Origin of the sequence: Agrobacterium sp. NPDC090273, from assembly GCF_044772305.1 — a bacterium.
In the GTDB taxonomy this organism is placed as follows: Bacteria; Pseudomonadota; Alphaproteobacteria; order Rhizobiales; family Rhizobiaceae; genus Agrobacterium.
In genome coordinates this window covers 41270-57528 of record NZ_JBIVYN010000007.1, presented here as the reverse complement: position 1 = coordinate 57528, position 16259 = coordinate 41270, and the positions used below count along the sequence as shown (strand labels likewise).

The 16259-nt window shown below is 57.2% G+C and carries 13 protein-coding genes; 4 read left to right on the top strand and 9 right to left on the bottom strand.

Annotation, left to right across the window (positions count from 1 at the left end; translation table 11 throughout):
• The first annotated feature begins 3 nt into the window (after positions 1-3).
• The 3 genes from ACIQT8_RS18640 to ACIQT8_RS18630 all read left to right on the top strand — a co-directional run bounded on the left by ACIQT8_RS18640 (position 4) and on the right by ACIQT8_RS18630 (position 3473).
• Positions 4-1437, top strand: a complete 1434-nt coding sequence (locus ACIQT8_RS18640; protein ID WP_400968214.1) for a M81 family metallopeptidase — start codon at positions 4-6, stop codon at positions 1435-1437.
• Positions 1438-1501: 64 nt separating this feature from the next.
• Positions 1502-2707 (top strand): MFS transporter, encoded by a 1206-nt coding sequence (locus tag ACIQT8_RS18635; protein ID WP_138795341.1) that lies wholly within the window; start codon positions 1502-1504, stop codon positions 2705-2707.
• Positions 2708-2732: 25 nt separating this feature from the next.
• Positions 2733-3473: a copper homeostasis protein CutC gene (locus ACIQT8_RS18630; RefSeq protein WP_400968211.1), complete on the top strand. Its 741-nt coding sequence runs from the start codon at positions 2733-2735 to the stop codon at positions 3471-3473.
• Here the strand turns inward: ACIQT8_RS18630 and ACIQT8_RS18625 are convergent.
• The 7 genes from ACIQT8_RS18625 to ACIQT8_RS18595 form a co-directional block, all read right to left on the bottom strand.
• Entirely contained in the window at positions 3439-4590 is a 1152-nt protein-coding gene (locus ACIQT8_RS18625) for a glycosyltransferase family protein (RefSeq protein ID WP_400968209.1), read from the bottom strand. The two genes, ACIQT8_RS18630 and ACIQT8_RS18625, sit on opposite strands and share 35 nt — an antisense overlap.
• Complete coding sequence (locus ACIQT8_RS18620; RefSeq protein WP_400968206.1) at positions 4587-5834, bottom strand: glycosyltransferase family 4 protein; 1248 nt, start codon at positions 5832-5834, stop codon at positions 4587-4589. Before ACIQT8_RS18620 ends, ACIQT8_RS18625 begins: the two co-directional genes overlap by 4 nt.
• Before the next feature lie 42 nt (positions 5835-5876).
• Positions 5877-7085 carry a glycosyltransferase family protein gene (locus tag ACIQT8_RS18615; protein WP_138795344.1) on the bottom strand — a complete coding sequence of 403 codons (1209 nt, stop codon included), beginning with the start codon at positions 7083-7085 and terminating at the stop codon, positions 5877-5879.
• Positions 7086-7157: 72 nt separating this feature from the next.
• Positions 7158-8345 carry an ABC transporter permease gene (locus ACIQT8_RS18610; RefSeq protein ID WP_138795345.1) on the bottom strand — a complete coding sequence of 396 codons (1188 nt, stop codon included), beginning with the start codon at positions 8343-8345 and terminating at the stop codon, positions 7158-7160.
• Complete coding sequence (locus ACIQT8_RS18605) at positions 8342-9340, bottom strand: ABC transporter permease (protein ID WP_138795346.1); 999 nt, start codon at positions 9338-9340, stop codon at positions 8342-8344. The genes ACIQT8_RS18610 and ACIQT8_RS18605 overlap by 4 nt, the downstream gene beginning before the upstream one ends.
• Position 9341: 1 nt before the next feature.
• Positions 9342-11243: an ABC transporter substrate-binding protein gene (locus tag ACIQT8_RS18600; RefSeq protein ID WP_400968201.1), complete on the bottom strand. Its 1902-nt coding sequence runs from the start codon at positions 11241-11243 to the stop codon at positions 9342-9344.
• A complete protein-coding gene (locus tag ACIQT8_RS18595) occupies positions 11240-13135 on the bottom strand; it encodes an ABC transporter ATP-binding protein (protein WP_400968198.1) in 1896 nt (631 codons plus the stop codon). The genes ACIQT8_RS18600 and ACIQT8_RS18595 overlap by 4 nt, the downstream gene beginning before the upstream one ends.
• A 212-nt stretch (positions 13136-13347) precedes the next feature.
• Between ACIQT8_RS18595 and ACIQT8_RS18590 the strand changes: the two genes are divergently transcribed.
• On the top strand, positions 13348-14310 hold the full coding sequence (locus ACIQT8_RS18590; RefSeq protein ID WP_400968195.1) for a glycosyltransferase family 32 protein: 963 nt from the start codon (positions 13348-13350) through the stop codon (positions 14308-14310).
• On the opposite strand, the gene ACIQT8_RS18585 is transcribed toward ACIQT8_RS18590, so the two are convergent.
• Both ACIQT8_RS18585 and ACIQT8_RS18580 read right to left on the bottom strand, forming a co-directional pair.
• Positions 14302-15045 carry a polysaccharide deacetylase family protein gene (locus ACIQT8_RS18585; protein WP_400968192.1) on the bottom strand — a complete coding sequence of 248 codons (744 nt, stop codon included), beginning with the start codon at positions 15043-15045 and terminating at the stop codon, positions 14302-14304. The genes ACIQT8_RS18590 and ACIQT8_RS18585 overlap by 9 nt on opposite strands.
• On the bottom strand, positions 15042-16139 hold the full coding sequence (locus tag ACIQT8_RS18580; RefSeq protein WP_400968189.1) for a glycosyltransferase family 4 protein: 1098 nt from the start codon (positions 16137-16139) through the stop codon (positions 15042-15044). The genes ACIQT8_RS18585 and ACIQT8_RS18580 overlap by 4 nt, the downstream gene beginning before the upstream one ends.
• Between the last annotated feature and the right edge of the window lie 120 nt (positions 16140-16259).

Below are 16259 nucleotides of genomic sequence, written 5' to 3'. Positions count from 1 at the left end.
GCCATGCGTATTGCCGTTGGTGGCATTCACACCGAATGCAGCACGTCTTCGCCGGTTTTGATGAGGCCGGAGGATTTTCGTGTCTTCCGCGGTCAGGATCTGGTCGAGGCCGAGTATTTCAATTTTCTGGGTGATGGAGGTGCGGAAGTTCTGCCGCTCCTGCATGCACGGGCAGTTCCCGGCGGTCCTGTCTCGCGTCAGGCCTATGAGGCTTTCAAGGCGGAATTTCTTGAAAGGCTTCGCGCGGCCCTGCCGGTTGACGGGCTTTATCTTGCCATGCATGGCGCCATGAATGTTGAAGGCATGGACGATGCCGAGGGTGACTGGATTTCTAGTGCCCGCGCCGTTGTCGGGCCAGATGTGATCGTGTCTGCCAGCTATGACCTGCATGGCAATGTCAGTCAGCGGATCATCGATCAGCTCGATATTTTTGCGGGTTACCGTACTGCACCGCATATCGACGTGCGCGAAACCATGGTGCGGGCGTGGTCCATGTTGCTGAAAGCCCTGAAAACGGGTGAGAAGCCCGGCGTCGCATGGGCCAAGATCCCGGTTCTCCTTCCGGGTGAAAAAACCTCGACGGAAGATGAACCTGCCAAGGGTCTCTATGCGGTGTTGCCGCAACATGATGCCCGACCCGGCATCTGGGATGCGAATTTCATGATCGGCTATGTCTGGGCGGATGAGCCTCGGGCAACAGCCTGCGCAGTGGTAACGGGCACCAACAGGCAAGAGGCGCAGGCCGTCGCCGTCGAGATTGCTCAGGCTTATTGGGATGCGCGTCAGGACTTCGAGTTCGGACCGGTGACCGAGCCTTTGGACGCCATTCTGGACATTGCGGCAAAGACAGTGACTACGCCAATCATTCTGGCTGATTCCGGTGACAACCCGACCGGCGGTGGGGTGGGAGATCGGGCTGATGTGCTGGCTGCGCTCATTGCCAGAAACTGGCAGGGCGCGTTGATGGGCGGTATTACGGACAAGCCCGCTGTCGAGGCGTGTTTTGCGGCAGGCGAAGGTGCATCTGTGAGCCTGAAGATCGGTGGTAGCCTCGATCCTCAAAGTCCATCCGTGAGCGTCGAAGCGCTGGTTTTGAAACTCGATGACCCGGGTACGGACGAGCAGCGCCAGGCTGTTGTTGCCATTGGAGGCATAACGGTCATCCTCGCTGCGCGGCGCAGACCGTATCATATGCTGTCCGATTTTACGCGGCTTGGTTTCGACCCCAAAGAGGCGAAGTTGCTTGTGGTGAAATCGGGTTATCTCTCACCGGAGCTCGCACCAATCGCCAATCCAAATCTGATGGCACTGACGGACGGCGTCATCAATCAGGATATTGAAAGTCTTCCGAACCACCGGCGGCAAGGAGCCATCTTCCCATGGAGCATGTCTTTCGATTATAGCCCGGAACCCGTTCTCTCGGCGCGCTGGCGATAACAGCGCGTCGGGAAAGATGCCCTCGTATCGATCCGGATTTGCGGATCATCTTTCGTGAGTTTTTATGCGCTCCGCTCTTTCCATCGTTATCAGCAATCCGTCGATCCGGATCGGGGCGCTTGCCATTCTGTTCTTCGGTTTTTCGAATGCTGCAACCGCGCCCTATCAGGCGGTCATAGGCATTCGCGAGATCGGACTGAGCAATACTGTATACTCGCTGTTGATGTTGTTTGCCGCCGTCATCAATGTCAGTGCCAGCGTGCTGATGGGGATCGTGGCAGACAGGCTCGGCGAATATCGCAAGCCGATGCTGTTCATCGCGCTGTTTGGCGTAAGCGGTTATTTTCTTGTCTATCTCGCTGCCAATGCGTCCGCGTTCGTGGCGGCGAAACTCGTTCTGTTGCCGATTTTCGGCGCCATGAATTCGTTGATTTTTGCGCATGTTCGCGCTGACGCCCGCGACCTCTCCATGAATGACATGATCGCCGTCAACTCGATCATGCGGGCAACGATTTCGTTATCCTGGGTTCTCGTGCCCGGCATCGTTGGCATATTCCTGGTGAACACCGGCAACATGATGTCGTCTTTCCTGTTCTCGGGCATTTGTGCAGGCGTCTGTTTCCTGTTGGTCGCCTTCTATCTGCCGCGCACCGCCACGCCAATTTCGGTTGGAAATGAGGCACGTTTCGGTTTGCGCGCCTCGCTGGCTGAGGTTGGTTCGCGCCGGGTGTTGTTGCGCGTCATTGCCATCGCGTTGATTTGCTCGATGCTGCATCTGAACGATTCCGTGCGGCCTCTGATCATCACGGGGCAGGCCGGCGGTACGGTGGCAGACATCGGTATCGTAGCCGGTATCGTAGCCGCGCTGGAAATCGCCTTCATCCTGTTCTGGGGATGGATCGAGAAGAAGCTGCCGCAGACGATCACCCTTGCGACAGGTGCCGTACTCTACGCCATCTACCTGGTCTTCCAGGGACTGGCCAGCGCGCCTTGGCACATCTATGCCCAGACCGGTATCAGCGCGCTTGGTGCTGCCGCGATCATCAGCATACCCATTACCTATCTGCAGGAACTGATCGCTGACCGGCCGGGACTTGGAAGCTCGCTGATTGCCGTGAACATATTCCTCAGTGCGGGCGTTGGTGCGTTGATCTTTGCGATCGGAACATTGTTCTCCAACTATGCCGGCACCTCCATTCTCGGGGCGATGTTCGGTCTGGGCGGCATTTACATGCTCTATGCACTTGATGGGAAGGGCCGTCGCCGATAACGGCGGTACAACGAAAGAGGTGTCGATGATTCTCGAGATTTGCGTAGACGATGCTGCCGGGCTGGCCGCCGCCGTGAAAGGTGGGGCAGACCGCATCGAATTGTGCGCAGCCCTTTCGGGTGGCGGTGTCACGCCGTCATCGGGTCTTTTGCAGTTGGCGGCCCGGTATGATGTGCCGGTAAGCGTGATGATACGGCCGCGCGCCGGGGATTTCGTGTTTAGCGGTGAAGATGCCGATCAGATGAAACACGATATTGATGCCGTTCGACGCGCTGGTCTTTCCGGCGTCGTTCTCGGTGCATCGCGTGAAAACGGCGCGCTTGACGTGCCGTTGATCGAAGACCTTTGCCGCCACTCCGAGGGATTGGATCTGACCCTGCACCGCGCTTTTGATGTGGTGCCTGATATGAGTGAGGCACTGGAGGCGGCTGTCGATCTCGGGTTCTCGCGCATCCTGACATCGGGAGGTGCGAGATCGGCCCTGGAGGGTATCGATATGCTGGAGCGGCTTTGCCACATGGCAGGCGACCGGATTGTCATCATGCCGGGTGCGGGGGTTCGTCCTCAAATCACGCCAGCGCTGTTGGACCGGCTTCCGATAACAGAGATTCATGCGTCATGTTCGTCCGCCCAGCCTTACGATCCTGAAAGCCAGGTCTCAAAGCTCGGTTTTGCCGGCCCGGAACGCAAACAGACGGACGAGGCGACTGTCCGGGCATTGAGGGATATTCTCAACGCTCGTCATAGAGATGGCGCAACGCCCTAGCTGTTCCCGATGCGCCATCCAGATCGAGGGAGACGAGGTCCGGAGCAGGCAGCGCCAAAGCTCTTTCTATGGCATCGGCCATCGACTGTGCCGTAATGTCTTTTTCTTCCAGCACATGCGCGAGCCCAAGTTTTTGCAGACGTTCCGCGCGGGCACTCTGTTCCGTCTCGCCACTTGCCGAGAAGGGAATGAGCAAGGAACGGCATTTTGCCTGAAGGACATCGCAGACCGTGTTGTAGCCAGCCTGGGAAATGGAAAGTCGCGCGCCGGCAAGCAGACTTGCAAAGTCTTTGCGGAATCGAAAAACGGAGATGTTGTCCCCGGCCTTTGCGGTAATTGCCTCGAAATCAGCCTGGGGCATGTTGGGCCCAGCGATCAGGCACCATTTTTCAATCCCTTTGACTTTTGGCGCTGCCTCTAGGGCTGCCTGAATGAGTGCTGCACCGACAGCACCACCACCCGCAGACACGATGATATCGAATTTTTCCGACGGCGGTGGTGGCGCTAGCGGAGCGACAAGGCCGGTGTAGACAACGCGGTGGCTGATCTGTTCAGCGAGAGGGAAGGTATCTTCAAGCCGCACGAAATTCGGATCGCCGTGCACGAGTACCGCATCGAAATGTTTCTTCACCAATGAGACGGTTTCTTCGTCCCGCCCCGGTTTCGAACGTTCCTGCAGGATGTCGCGAAGCGAGGTCATGACCAGTGGTCTGGGCTCGCTGTCCTCGATCTCGTCCAGCAGCGGCAGAAGTTCGAAGCGAACCTGCCTGCGCCCGAACGGAAAAGCCTCGATGATGACGATATCCGGTTTGGCGCCGTGATAGGCGCCGATCAGCATGTCGGTCCGATCTTTTTTGAAAGCGTCGTCTGCTGGCTTTCCCGTCGCATCGACAAGACCGGAAAAACTACCGTCGCTCACGGCGATCGGTGGTAGCTCGACATGGCGTATTCCGTCACCTGGAAAACCGGGAACAGGCATGCCCCCTGTCACAAGCGTCACATCGAAACCATCCGCCTGGAGCGCATTGGCAACCCGGCTGGCGCGGGCGATATGACCGATGCCGAGCAGATGCTGGACATAAAAAAAGACGCGGGGAGGCCGTTCAGTCGTCGTCACGATGCCTTCTCCCATTCGCTTTCGAAGAGTGTTTTGAGATCCGCAATGCTGGTTCTGTGATCGAAGGCCGTGCGAACCCGGTGTTCCGCTGCCTCACCGAGCCTGATGCGCAATTGCGGATCGGTGATCACCCGTTGCAGAGCATTGGCGAGGGCCACTGGATTCTCAGGTTCTGTCAGCAGACCATTCTCCCCATCAACAAAAAACTCCGGAATGCCGGATATATTGGTGGAAATGCACGTCAGCGACTGGCTGGCTGCTTCCACCAGGACATTGGGAAGCCCGTCACGGTCGCCATCGCTGGTGATGCGGCAGGCAAGCGCGAACAGATCTGCCTGGCGGTAGTTCTCCAGCACCTGTTTCTGATCCATTGAGCCTGTCCAGACGATGCGATCGGCGACGCCGAGTTCATCGGCAAGCTGTTTGAGCGACGCAAGCTCATCACCGCCACCGATATGGGTGAAATGCCAGTGGATCTCTGATGGCAGGGAGGAGAGCGCTCGCAAAAGCACATCGATCCCCTTTTTCTTGACTGCGCGGCCAACGCTTAGAACACGCACCGGATCGTTTGCGTCCGAGCCGTCTCTCATCGGACGCGGACCATCGAAATGCGGGAAGCGGGTCAGATCCAGCCCGTGATAGCTCAGATGCACATTCTGTTTTTTTCCGGACAGCCCAAGAAGGTGCTGGAAGCCGCTGGCGGTACAGGTAACGGCCCAGCGGGCGCTGTTCAGTTTGGTGGACAGATCGCGATCGGAGGATGTCCAGATATCCTTGGCATGGGCGGAAATCGTCCACGGCGTGCCGGTGATCAGGTGGGTATAAGCGGCAACCGAAGCGGGGGTATGGATGAAGTGCACATGCAGCCATCCAGCGTCGACGGGCCACTCATGAGCCAGAACCGCCGCTTGGCCGAAACGCCGGAAGCGGTTGCGACTGACATCGTGGCGCAAGTCCTGCCAGAACTGGCGAAGGGCTTTGCCGAAGCCGACTTTTTTTCGGCACGCCCAGAGTGCTTTGAGAACGCGCAAGGGTTCCTCGTGCAGATACTCAGGCAGGTAGGTGACAGGTGCGCGGATTTCATCATGCACCGGATGACGCTTCTTGTCGGTCGGGCGGCGCATGGACACCAGTTCCAGCTCAAGCCCGGCCCTTTCCAGCCCCAGAAGTTCCTGCGCAATAAAGGTCTCGGACAGCCGCGGGTAACCCTTGAGCAGCACCACGATTTTTTCTTTTTTTGTCACGTTGGTCGTGTCTCTTTCAGGTCGACGCATCGAACCGGTCGGTCATGCCGTCTGGACAGCCGGCGTCTTTTCGCTTTCCGGGTGCAGCCATTCGGCAATGCGCTTCGAAATGTTTTCGAGGCCGTCGAGCTTGAGGTTCTGCGAATTGACGGAAGGCGGATTACGATAGGGCAACGCTTTGAGAGCCGCAGCCATCTTTCCCGGATTTTCGGCGTCTTCCGGCAAAAGCATGTCGAAAAGCCCGAGTTCCGACGCGCGGCTGGCACGGATCAACTGTTCCTCGCGCGGGATGGTTCTCGGCACGACCAGAGCCGGCTTGTCGAATGACAAGATTTCGCAGACTGTGTTGTAGCCCCCCATCGATACGACGGCCTGAGCACCTGCAACCAGGTCTTCCATGCGGTTGTCGAATTCGATGATCTCAATATGCGGAATGTCTGCGACGAGGCTGACGAAACGCTGGCGCTGATCAACCGGCATATAGGGACCGAGCACCACGAGTGCCTTGTGGGTCAGATCCTTGTCGTGATGATAGGCATTGATCACGTCGTCGATCAGTTCGCTGCCATCACCGCCGCCGCCTGTCGTGATGAGAAGATAATCGCCATCCGGTTTATGCGAGACGGTTTCCGCCTGTGTTCTGGAGCGTTGCAGAAAACCGACGAAGTCCATCTTGCTGCGCACGGTCTGTGGAACGTCCAGCCCAGTCAGCGGGTCGTGGAAATCCGGTGGTCCGTAGACCCAGACGTGATCATAGAAATGACCGATCTTGTTCATCACGTCATTGCGTTTCCACTCGGCTTCAAGAAGTTGCGGCGCATCCATGACGTCACGCAAACCGATGACGAGCTTGGTTCCCTGCTGCTTCAGATAGGCCAGTGTCTCCTCGACTTCGCCACGAAGGCCCATCGGCTCCTTGTCGACGATGAAGATATCCGGCTTAAAGCTTTCGGCTGTGTGGTAGATGATCGAACGGCGCATCTTCAGGGTTTCCTGAAGATCGATGTGTCGATCCATGGATGTGTATTCGCCGTTGCGCAGCTTGATGACGCTCGGGATTTTTACAAAATCGACGCGAGCGCGATAGTCGAAGGCGCCGGCGATCGTTGCGCCCGAAATGATAAGAACGTTGAGGCCGCGATAATCCTCCACCAACGCATGGGCGATCGTCCGACACCGTCTAAGGTGTCCGAGCCCGAAAGAGTCGTGGCTGTACATCAGGATGCGCGCATCATTCAGGCGGGAGGTCATGGGCCACACCTCTTGGTGCCTTTCACGGAAAAGGCGATGGCGGAAGGGCAGTCTATCAAGGCGTGTTCCATTTTATCTGAAAGGGTCCGCGGCATCACGTAGTCCGTCACCGAAGAAATTAAAGGCCAGAATGACGAGAACGACCGGGATCGTCGGAATGAGAAGCCACGGATATAGCGCAATCACGCTGACGCTGCGCGCCTCCGTGAGCAGAATTCCCCAACTTGTGATCGGCGGGCGCAGGCCCAGGCCAAGGAAGCTGAGTGCGGTTTCGCCAAGAATCATGCCCGGTATCGTCAGCGTGGCCGATGCGATGAGGTGCGACATGAAGCCTGGTATCAGGTGTCGCCCAATGATGCGCGTCGTTCCCGCACCCATCAATTGTGCTGCTAAAACATAGTCTTCTTCGCGAAGCGCCAGCAATTTCGAGCGCACCGCGCGTGCCAGCCCGGTCCAGTCCAGCATGCCGAGGATGATGGTAATGCCGAGATAGACGAGAATCGGGCTCCAGGTGACGGGCATGATCGCCGCCAATGCCAGCCAGAGCGGTATGCTGGGGATCGACTGCAGCACTTCGATAAGGCGTTGCACGATGAGATCGAACGTACCGCCGCGATATCCGGCCAATCCACCGATCACAATCCCGAGAACGAAGCTCATGGCGACGCCCAAAAGGCCGATGGTCAGCGAAATACGTGCGCCATAGATGATGCGCGAAAGGACGTCACGACCAAGCCTGTCGGTGCCGAGCAGGAACATTTCGCCGCCTTCTGCCGGGCAGACGAGGTGTCTGTTGCCATCGAACAATCCCCAGAAGCGATAGGTATCGCCCTGGCAGAAGAACCGCAGCGGCTGAACATCGGTCGGGACGTCCCGATAGACGCGCCGCAGGTTTTCCATGTCGAGCGTCATCTCCCGACCGTAGACGAACGGTCCAACAAACTTGCCGTCATTGAAGAAATGGACGCGCTGTGGCGGGGCGTAGATATGGTCGATGTTGCGCGAGTGCAGGTTATAGGGTGCCAGAAACTCGCAGATCAGGATCGAGAGATAAAGGACAGCCAGAAACGCGCCGGACCATACGGCGATCTTGTGCTGGCGGAACTGCCACCACATCAGGCGAAACTGCGATGCCTTTCCGAAGGCCGCCAGCCCCGACGTCGCAGGCTCGACACTATAGGGATCAAATGGCGCTGCCGACACATAGTGCGGAAGCGGTTCGCCGGGCTTGGGAATGGGAGTCGGGGCGGGTGAAGTCATTTGACGTTATCGCCTCCGAAGCGGATTCTCGGGTCAAGTATGGCAAGCGCGATGTCGGAGACAAGAACGCCGATCACCGTCAGGAAAGCCAGGAACATCAGGAACGAGCCGGCAAGATACATATCCTGGCTCTGCAACGCTCTGATGAGCATCGGACCGGTGGTTTCCAGCGACAAAACGACGGCGGTGATTTCCGCACCGGAGATAATGGCCGGCAGGATCGAGCCGATGTCTGAGATGAAGAAGTTCAAAGCCATGCGGAGCGGATACTTGATCAATACCTTGAAAGGGTGAAGCCCCTTGGCGCGTGCGGTGACGACATATTGTTTCTGCAACTCGTCCAGCAGATTGGCGCGCAGGCGCCGGATCATGCCGGCCGTTCCCGCCGTTCCAATGATCAGGACGGGAATCCACAGATGTTCAAGGATTGATTTGAACTTGGCCCAGCTCATCGCCTGATTGAGATATTCACGATCCATCAGATGGCCGATGGAGATGCCGAACCATATGTTGGCGAAATACATCAGGATCAGCGCCAGCATGAAGTTGGGAATGGCGATGCCCAGCAACCCCAAAAACGTCAGCCCGTAATCACCCCAGCTATATTTGTGGGTAGCGGAGTAGATGCCGATCGGGAACGCGATCAGCCATGTAACGATAATGGTGACAAAGGACACCAGAACCGTCAGCCACAGGCGGTCGCCCACGACTTCGTTGACCGGAAGCTGATATTCGAAAGAATAGCCGAAATCGCCGACCAGCATGCCGCTGACCCATCGCAGATAACGAATCGGCGCAGGTTGGTCGAAACCGTAACGGACACGCAGTTCCTCGATTTCCGCCATGTTGGCCGTCTCGCCCATGGCGCGCATTTCGGCGACATAACTTTCGAAATAATCCCCTGGAGGCAACTCGATGATGGTGAAGACCAACATCGAAATCAGGATCAGGGTGGGGATCATCACGAGGATGCGCTTGAGAATGTACCGCAACATATCAAGCGTCTCCGTCGTACCAGAAGGCATCCGGCATATAGACGCCGAGATAGGACGTTGGCTCGTAACCGAACAGGGCTTTCTCCGGCACATTGCGCATGCGCGTGACGTGAACGACCGGTTGGAGCGCTCCGTTGACGAGGCCGATCGAGAAAACCTGCTGTGAATAGAGTTCCAGCATCTCAAGCCAGATACGCTTGCGGTCCTCGTCGGAGACCGTGCGTCGCCACTCCTTCAACATTGCCAGCAACTGCGCGGCCTCAGGCAGATCGGGGGCCGTGCCTTCTCGTCCACCGGACAGATAATGCACGCCCCAGACGGGCCATTGCAACTGGTCGTCGCCCGTCGGCGCAAGGCCAGAGGGCAACATGTCGGCGTTTGGCACCCCGTTGTCCATGCCCATCCAGACGGACATCATGACCTCGCCACCCATGGCACGTTTACGGAAAACGTCGCGCTGGGTCGGGCGCACCGAAAGCGAGATGCCGACGTGCCGCCAGTGATCGGTGACGAGTTCCATCACATCGGTCTCGAGGGTGCTTTCACCGGCGGTTTCAGCGATGATGTGGGCTGGACGACCGTCTCGAAGGAGCCGCATGCCCTTGCTGTCGCGTTTGTCGAGGCCCGCTTCATCCAGGAGACGGTTGGCGTGCGCGGGATCGAATTCGCTCCAGGCTTTGGCGAATTCCGGGCGATAGAGCGGACTTTCAGGCAGCACGGTATCGGCGCTCTCGGTCGCCAGGCCGTAAAAGCACACCATGTTGATTTCGTGCCGATTGATCGCCAGCGACAAGGCGCGGCGCACGCGGACATCGCGGAACGCCTCTCGCCAGACCGCATCGCCACAGGTCAGGTTCGGCAACAAGGCTATGCGTGAACCCTGCGATCGTTTGTAGAGATTGACCTTCAAGGGGAAGCGCTCTTCGGCATCCTTCAAAAAGGTGTAGTCAGTGAAATCGAGGCCAAGGAACTGGATGTCGCTGTCTCCAGATGCCGTTTTTGCCGAAATGATGTCTGATGACGTCACGTTCAGAAGGAAACGATCGAGATAGGGCAGTTGCAGGCCATTTTCATCGACACGATGATAATAGGGGTTTCGCTCAAACACGAATTGTTCGGCCGGTGGCGATGTCATGTTGCGCCATGCGTCGAGTGTCGGCAATGCAGGGTTTTCCGGACGAACCTGCCGCGACATTTTGATGTGCAATCCGCTCCAGTCATCGGTCTTGTTTTTCTTGATGAGCTTCGCGAGATTTTCCGCCGTCTGATATTTGACGTGGAATTGCTTCATGTAGGCGGCCGGCAGACACAGTCGCGCGGGGGAGGCGGCGGCAAGCTTTGCCAGGAAATCCGGGTTAGGACCTTCCCAGGTGTAACGAACGGTCAGGCGATCAATGATTTCGATGAGCGGCGGCTTGTCATAGACAAGCAATTCGATCGGCGGGCCGCCCTTGTGGATTTCACGGTTGAGGGCAACATCCTCCCAGAAATAACGAAAATCCTCCGTCGTGAAGTCACTGCCGTCAGACCATTTATGGCCGTCTCGCAGTTTCAACGTGAAGATCCGCTCTTCCTGAATGTCGTAGCTCTCAAGAATATCCGGCTGGAAATTGAAGTTCTCGTCATAGCCGACAAGACGTGCGTAACTGTTGATCGGCATCAGACGGATGTCTCGCTGCCCGCCGATCAGCATTCGTGCTGAACCGCCATGTTTACCCGGCTCACGGCCAAGCTCTTTCATGTTGATGATGCGGGGATTTTTCGGCAAACGCTCGGAAACATCCGGCAATTCGCCCTTATCCTTTTTTCCCTTGAAAAAGCCAGGGTCGACATAAGCTGCTCGTGCCGTGAACGGCAGAAAAACGGAGGCCAGCAGGCCAAGTGTTGTGCGGCGGGTAATCAAGGTCGCAACTCTCGGATATCGGCGCTGCCGTTGGCGAGCACGAAATGGCCTTCGCCCAGATCTGCGGAGATCATCGTTCCTTCGCCCTCATCGCGGAACTGCTTGCCCCAATCGAATTTGCCCGTCGCGCTGATCTTGCCGATGGTGCGAAAGTCGAGAGGGCGGTCCAGATCGGGGAACGGAACCGCAGCCAGCAGAGATTTAGTGTAGGGGTGGACCGGCGACCGCATCAAGATTTCCCGTGGCGCGAGCTCGACGATGCGTCCTTCACACATGACGGCGACGCGGTCTGCCATGTAGTCGACGACCGCCAGATTGTGGGAGATGAAGAGATAGGTCAAACCGAGATCCTGCTGCAAATCCTTCAGCAGATTGAGAATTTGCGCCTGCACCGACACATCGAGGGCGGAAACCGGCTCGTCGCAGATGAGAAGCTCAGGGCCGAGTGTCAGAGCTCTTGCAATGCCAATGCGTTGGCGCTGGCCACCTGAAAAGCTGTGCGGATAACGATTAAGGGCACTTTCGCCAAGGCCGATGGCCTTGAGAAGATTACGCACCTTCTCCGCACGATATTTCGCATCGCCGCGACGATGGATTTCCAGAGGTTCACTCAGGATATTTCCCACTGTCATGCGCGGCGACAGAGACGAAATTGGGTCCTGGAACACCATCTGGATTTTGGAGCGCAACTGCTTGAGGTCGTCGTCCTGTGCATTCAGGACGTCGATGTCGCCATCTCGGCTGTGAAACGTTACCGAACCTTCGTCCGGTCGGACGGCGCGCATGAGAATCTTGCTGACAGTGGTTTTGCCGCTGCCGCTTTCTCCAACGAGGCCGAGACATTCGCCCCGGCGAATCTCGAAACTGACGCTACTGACCGCCTTGGTGGCGTTAGCCTTGCCACTGCGGAACCAGCTGGATTTGCGCGTCGTGAAGGTCTTGCTGATGTTGTCGACCGTCAGAATCGTATCAGGTGCTTTGTCGCTCTGAGCGACTTTCTTCTTGCCGACCAGACTTTCGTGATCGACCGTGATTTCACGAAGTGCTTTCAGCCTCTGGCCGGGTTTCATGTCGAAATGCGGCACGGCAGCCATCAACCCCTTGAGATAGGGGTGGCTGGGAGCCCTGAAGATGTCGTCGACGGGACCAGCCTCCATGATCTCGCCTTGGTAAATGACGGCAACTTCGTCGGCGATGTTGGCGACAACACCGAGATCATGGGTGATGAGTAGCATGCCCATGTTCAGTCGGCTCTGCAGATCGCGCAACAATTTCAAGATCTGGGCCTGGATGGTCACATCCAGAGCCGTCGTCGGTTCGTCTGCGATCAATAGCGCAGGGCGGCAGATCAGTGCCATCGCGATCATGGCGCGCTGACGCATGCCCCCTGAAAGCTCGAACGGATACATGTTGCAGATCTTGGCCGGATTGGAAAAGCCGACGAGATCAAGCGTCTCGTGCATTTTTTCGAGACGGTGCGCTGGCGTCAGGACACTGTGAATTCTAAGCGCTTCATCGATCTGGTTACCGATTGTGTGCAGCGCTGAAAACGATGTCATCGGTTCCTGAAAGATCAGGCCGATGCGGTTACCACGTATGGCGCGAATTTCCCTGCCGTCTTTCGGCAGTTGTAGCAGATCGACTGGCGCCTGCGCTGGAAGAGCCGGATCGGAAAACAGGACGCGACCCGTCACGCGTGCGGTTTTGGCCTGGATACCCATGATGGTCTGGCCGATCACGGACTTGCCGGAACCGGATTCGCCGACGAGCGCCGTTACCTTGCCCGGCAGAATACGGAGGCTGGCGCCCCTTACCGCATTGATGGTTCCTCCCATGAGAGAAAACGACACCTGCAAGTTTTCGATGCGGAGCAAATCCGCGCCTGCGCTCATGCCAAAAAGGTTCCCTGTCGTCTTCTTGAGTATTGCCTTGCGACGAAGTTCATCCAAGGCTCTAACGTCACGTTATCGTAGGGCTTTGTGTCTGTCTATGCCCTTGAAACGCCTGTATATGCTGCGAATTCGAAGCCGGCTTCTTAAATCGGCGACTTGCCTGGCGGCTTCGGTTTGGCGATATGTGAATAAGTGTTTCGGGACAGGGTTAAATGTCGGACAAGAAATATTACGACACATTGCTGGATAAGGCCCGACAGTTGCAGGGCAATGGCAAGTATGCCGAGGCGCATGCGATCCTGTCTTCACTCGTTGCGGTTGAGGATGGGCACCTGATGGGTGAGCCGACCGTGCTTGGGCTTCCGCGAAGGTTGCATGCTGCCCGTCTGCGCCTTGCCAAGGCCGAGGGCGACCGGATTGCCAAGATCGGCTATCAGTACACGCTGGTACCGCCCCCTTCGACGCTCGCAAAATACGCGCAGTTTTCAGTGGAGGAGCGTCGCACCGTCGCGGAAAAAAGTCGGCAGCCGGTCCCCAAAATTATCCACCAAATATGGATCGGCGATAAACCTCCACCGGTATCGACCGTCGCATGGGAGGCTCATGCGCGGGCGAACGGTTATGAATATTTTTTATGGCGCGAGGACGGGTTGGAGCGGGAAGGTGTTTTTGCCGACGCGACCTTCAAGACTATGTTGGACAAACGCGACTATCCCGGTGCCGTCGATGTTGCTCGCTACAAGCTGCTGGACCGTTTCGGCGGTATCTATCTCGATTGCGACTGGTATCCGGCGCGCGATGATTTGAGCTTCGATGCCGTTTTACCGATGATCGGGCTTATAGCTTTCGATGAAAAAACACCACGCGAGACCGGAAAAGGCAGCGTTCTCCTGGCCAATTCATTTATTGCGGCACCTGCCGGGCATCCTGCCTTTCGCAAGCTTCTCGACGCCTTTCCAGGCATTGTCAGGGATATGCCGCGTGCTCCGGCCTGGTGGGCGACGGGACCGTTGATCTTCACGATTATCGCCCGGGCAGGAAGTATCAGCCTGGCACCAGCAGATTTCGTTGCTGCATCCATGGCCGATCGTGCGCCGTTTGACGAGGTAGAAGCTGTCAGGGCCGGCCTTCAGGACGAGGATGGAGGATTGCTGATTGCCTGGAAATCATGGTGAAGGCGTTTCGATAAGATTGGCGGACGAACGCCAGCGGCATGCCGGGTGATCTGTCGTGACTTCCAGGAGCATCGTCAAAAATCGCCAGACGTTTTCGTCGTGCACCAGATGATGGGTGAGGATACCTGTCGTCCCACCATCTTCCATTGTTGTTGTTATGCGAGTGGCAGTTTCCGCGAACAGGGTGTCGTGGTCGCGTCCGCCGCGCGTGCCATGCCAGTCCATGACATCGACATGGGTATTCAGAGATGGCGGTTCTGTCGCCTTTTCCGGGCCAAACACGGAAAGGGCGCGATAGCCGATTTGCGGGAGTCCGCTGACGACACCGGCATCGATGCGGTTCCAGGGTGGGACGAGCATCGGCGTGAAACGTCCTCCATGCAGATCGCGTAGTTTTCGCAGTCCGGATTGTAGCTCCGTGACAACGGCGGCCGTTTCCCGATGGCGCCCCAACTCCTGCTTCTTTTCTTCCTTCGTCGCATAGTTGGTATGGGACCAGCCATGGACGGCAACAGTCGCAAGATGTGCACCATCGAGATAGGTCGACAACTTCTCCGACGTGGCAACCGGAATGACGGCGAGGGTCATTGGCACCGAAAAGTCTTCGGAGAGACAGAGCAATCGATCGAGTTTTGCCGTCGGTTCGACCGCGTCGTCATCTCTCAGCCAGAGATCGGCTGTGACACCACGCTTCGCGCATGCGTCCAGGGCAGCAACAAGCTTTTCCACACTCATGGTTTCTGCGCCTTCGTTTGCGAAAGAATGTCGTTTAATCGTTCGGCAGCTTTCTCCAGCGATCGTTCCTCCATGACAAAGCGGCGAGCGCCGTCGGCCAAAATCCGACGACTTGTCTCATCGGTCAGCAGGGACTCGATCGCTTTTGCGTAGGCGCCCGTATCGCCTGCGGGCGTCAATCGTCCGGTCATTCCAGATTTTACCACCTCCGGCACCCCGGCCGTCTGCTCTGCGATAACCGGAAGACCTGCTGCTTGCGCCTCGAGATAGGCAAGCCCGTAAGCCTCACCATGTCCCGGCCAGACATAGACCGATGCCTTGGAGAGAAGGGTGGGGATTTCGGTGGCGGATTTTTCGCGGTGCCATACGAGCCGCCGAGCGTCGACGGGTCGGAACATGGCCTGCACCTGTTCGCGTTCGGGTCCGTCTCCGACAATGTCGAGCGTCCATTCCAGATCGTTTGGCAACATCACGAGCGCATTGGCAAGCGCTTGATAGCTGTTGAGCTTGTCGCCCGCTCGCATCATTGCGACTGCAATCAGTTTTCCCTTTACGGGCGTTGGCTCGTTTTCACGGTAGGCCCCGGTTTCGATGAAGGGAGGTAACATTGCTGTGTGAACGGCCGGTGAGGCCCGCAAGAGCCCGTCCTGATCCCGTGCGGTAAAGCAGATGTTGACGGCAGCATCTGCCAATGCGGACAGAAGTCCATCCTGTATGTCCTGCCATCCCATCGCATTGCGCTTGGGAGCATAAGAGGCTTCGGCCGTGACGTATGCAACATCGAATTCCCTGCAAAGCGTTGGTCCCAAGAGATCGGGCGCCTTGTAATAGGGATGATAGCAAAACCAGAGATCGGGTTTTCCTTCGTTTTTCCACACACCGGAAATCCGTGCCACTTCACGTTCTGCCGCAGCATTTATCTCCGCTCGACTGAGGGCGTCGGGGTGCTTGTTGAAGCTCCGCAGCTCCGAAACGACACAAACCTCATGGCCGCCCATCGCCATTGCTTTCATTAAAAGGCGTGCCATCAACCGGTCTCCGGAAGGGACAGGGTGATTGGGAGATTTCAGCGGCGAATAAAAAGCGATTTTCATCTGCATGGTTTTGCGTCGGCCGCTGTCACTGCGTCAACCGTAATTTGAGGGCCGCGAGCCTTGACAGCTTGTCCATTCTTGCCCAACTGAAAGGCATCTTTTTGCAATGCGCGGAGCGTA

What these genes read in the sequence shown, in the direction of transcription:
- ACIQT8_RS18640 (WP_400968214.1), top strand. Translation starts at nt 4, where the DNA reads ATGCGTATTGCCGTTGGTGGCATTCACACCGAATGCAGCACGTCTTCG.
- ACIQT8_RS18585 (WP_400968192.1), bottom strand. Translation starts at nt 15,045, where the DNA reads ATGAGTGTGGAAAAGCTTGTTGCTGCCCTGGACGCATGCGCGAAGCGT.
- ACIQT8_RS18610 (WP_138795345.1), bottom strand. Translation starts at nt 8,345, where the DNA reads ATGACTTCACCCGCCCCGACTCCCATTCCCAAGCCCGGCGAACCGCTT.
- ACIQT8_RS18590 (WP_400968195.1), top strand. Translation starts at nt 13,348, where the DNA reads ATGTCGGACAAGAAATATTACGACACATTGCTGGATAAGGCCCGACAG.
- ACIQT8_RS18580 (WP_400968189.1), bottom strand. Translation starts at nt 16,139, where the DNA reads ATGAAAATCGCTTTTTATTCGCCGCTGAAATCTCCCAATCACCCTGTC.
- ACIQT8_RS18605 (WP_138795346.1), bottom strand. Translation starts at nt 9,340, where the DNA reads ATGTTGCGGTACATTCTCAAGCGCATCCTCGTGATGATCCCCACCCTG.
- ACIQT8_RS18630 (WP_400968211.1), top strand. Translation starts at nt 2,733, where the DNA reads ATGATTCTCGAGATTTGCGTAGACGATGCTGCCGGGCTGGCCGCCGCC.
- ACIQT8_RS18635 (WP_138795341.1), top strand. Translation starts at nt 1,502, where the DNA reads ATGCGCTCCGCTCTTTCCATCGTTATCAGCAATCCGTCGATCCGGATC.
- ACIQT8_RS18615 (WP_138795344.1), bottom strand. Translation starts at nt 7,085, where the DNA reads ATGACCTCCCGCCTGAATGATGCGCGCATCCTGATGTACAGCCACGAC.
- ACIQT8_RS18595 (WP_400968198.1), bottom strand. Translation starts at nt 13,135, where the DNA reads ATGAGCGCAGGCGCGGATTTGCTCCGCATCGAAAACTTGCAGGTGTCG.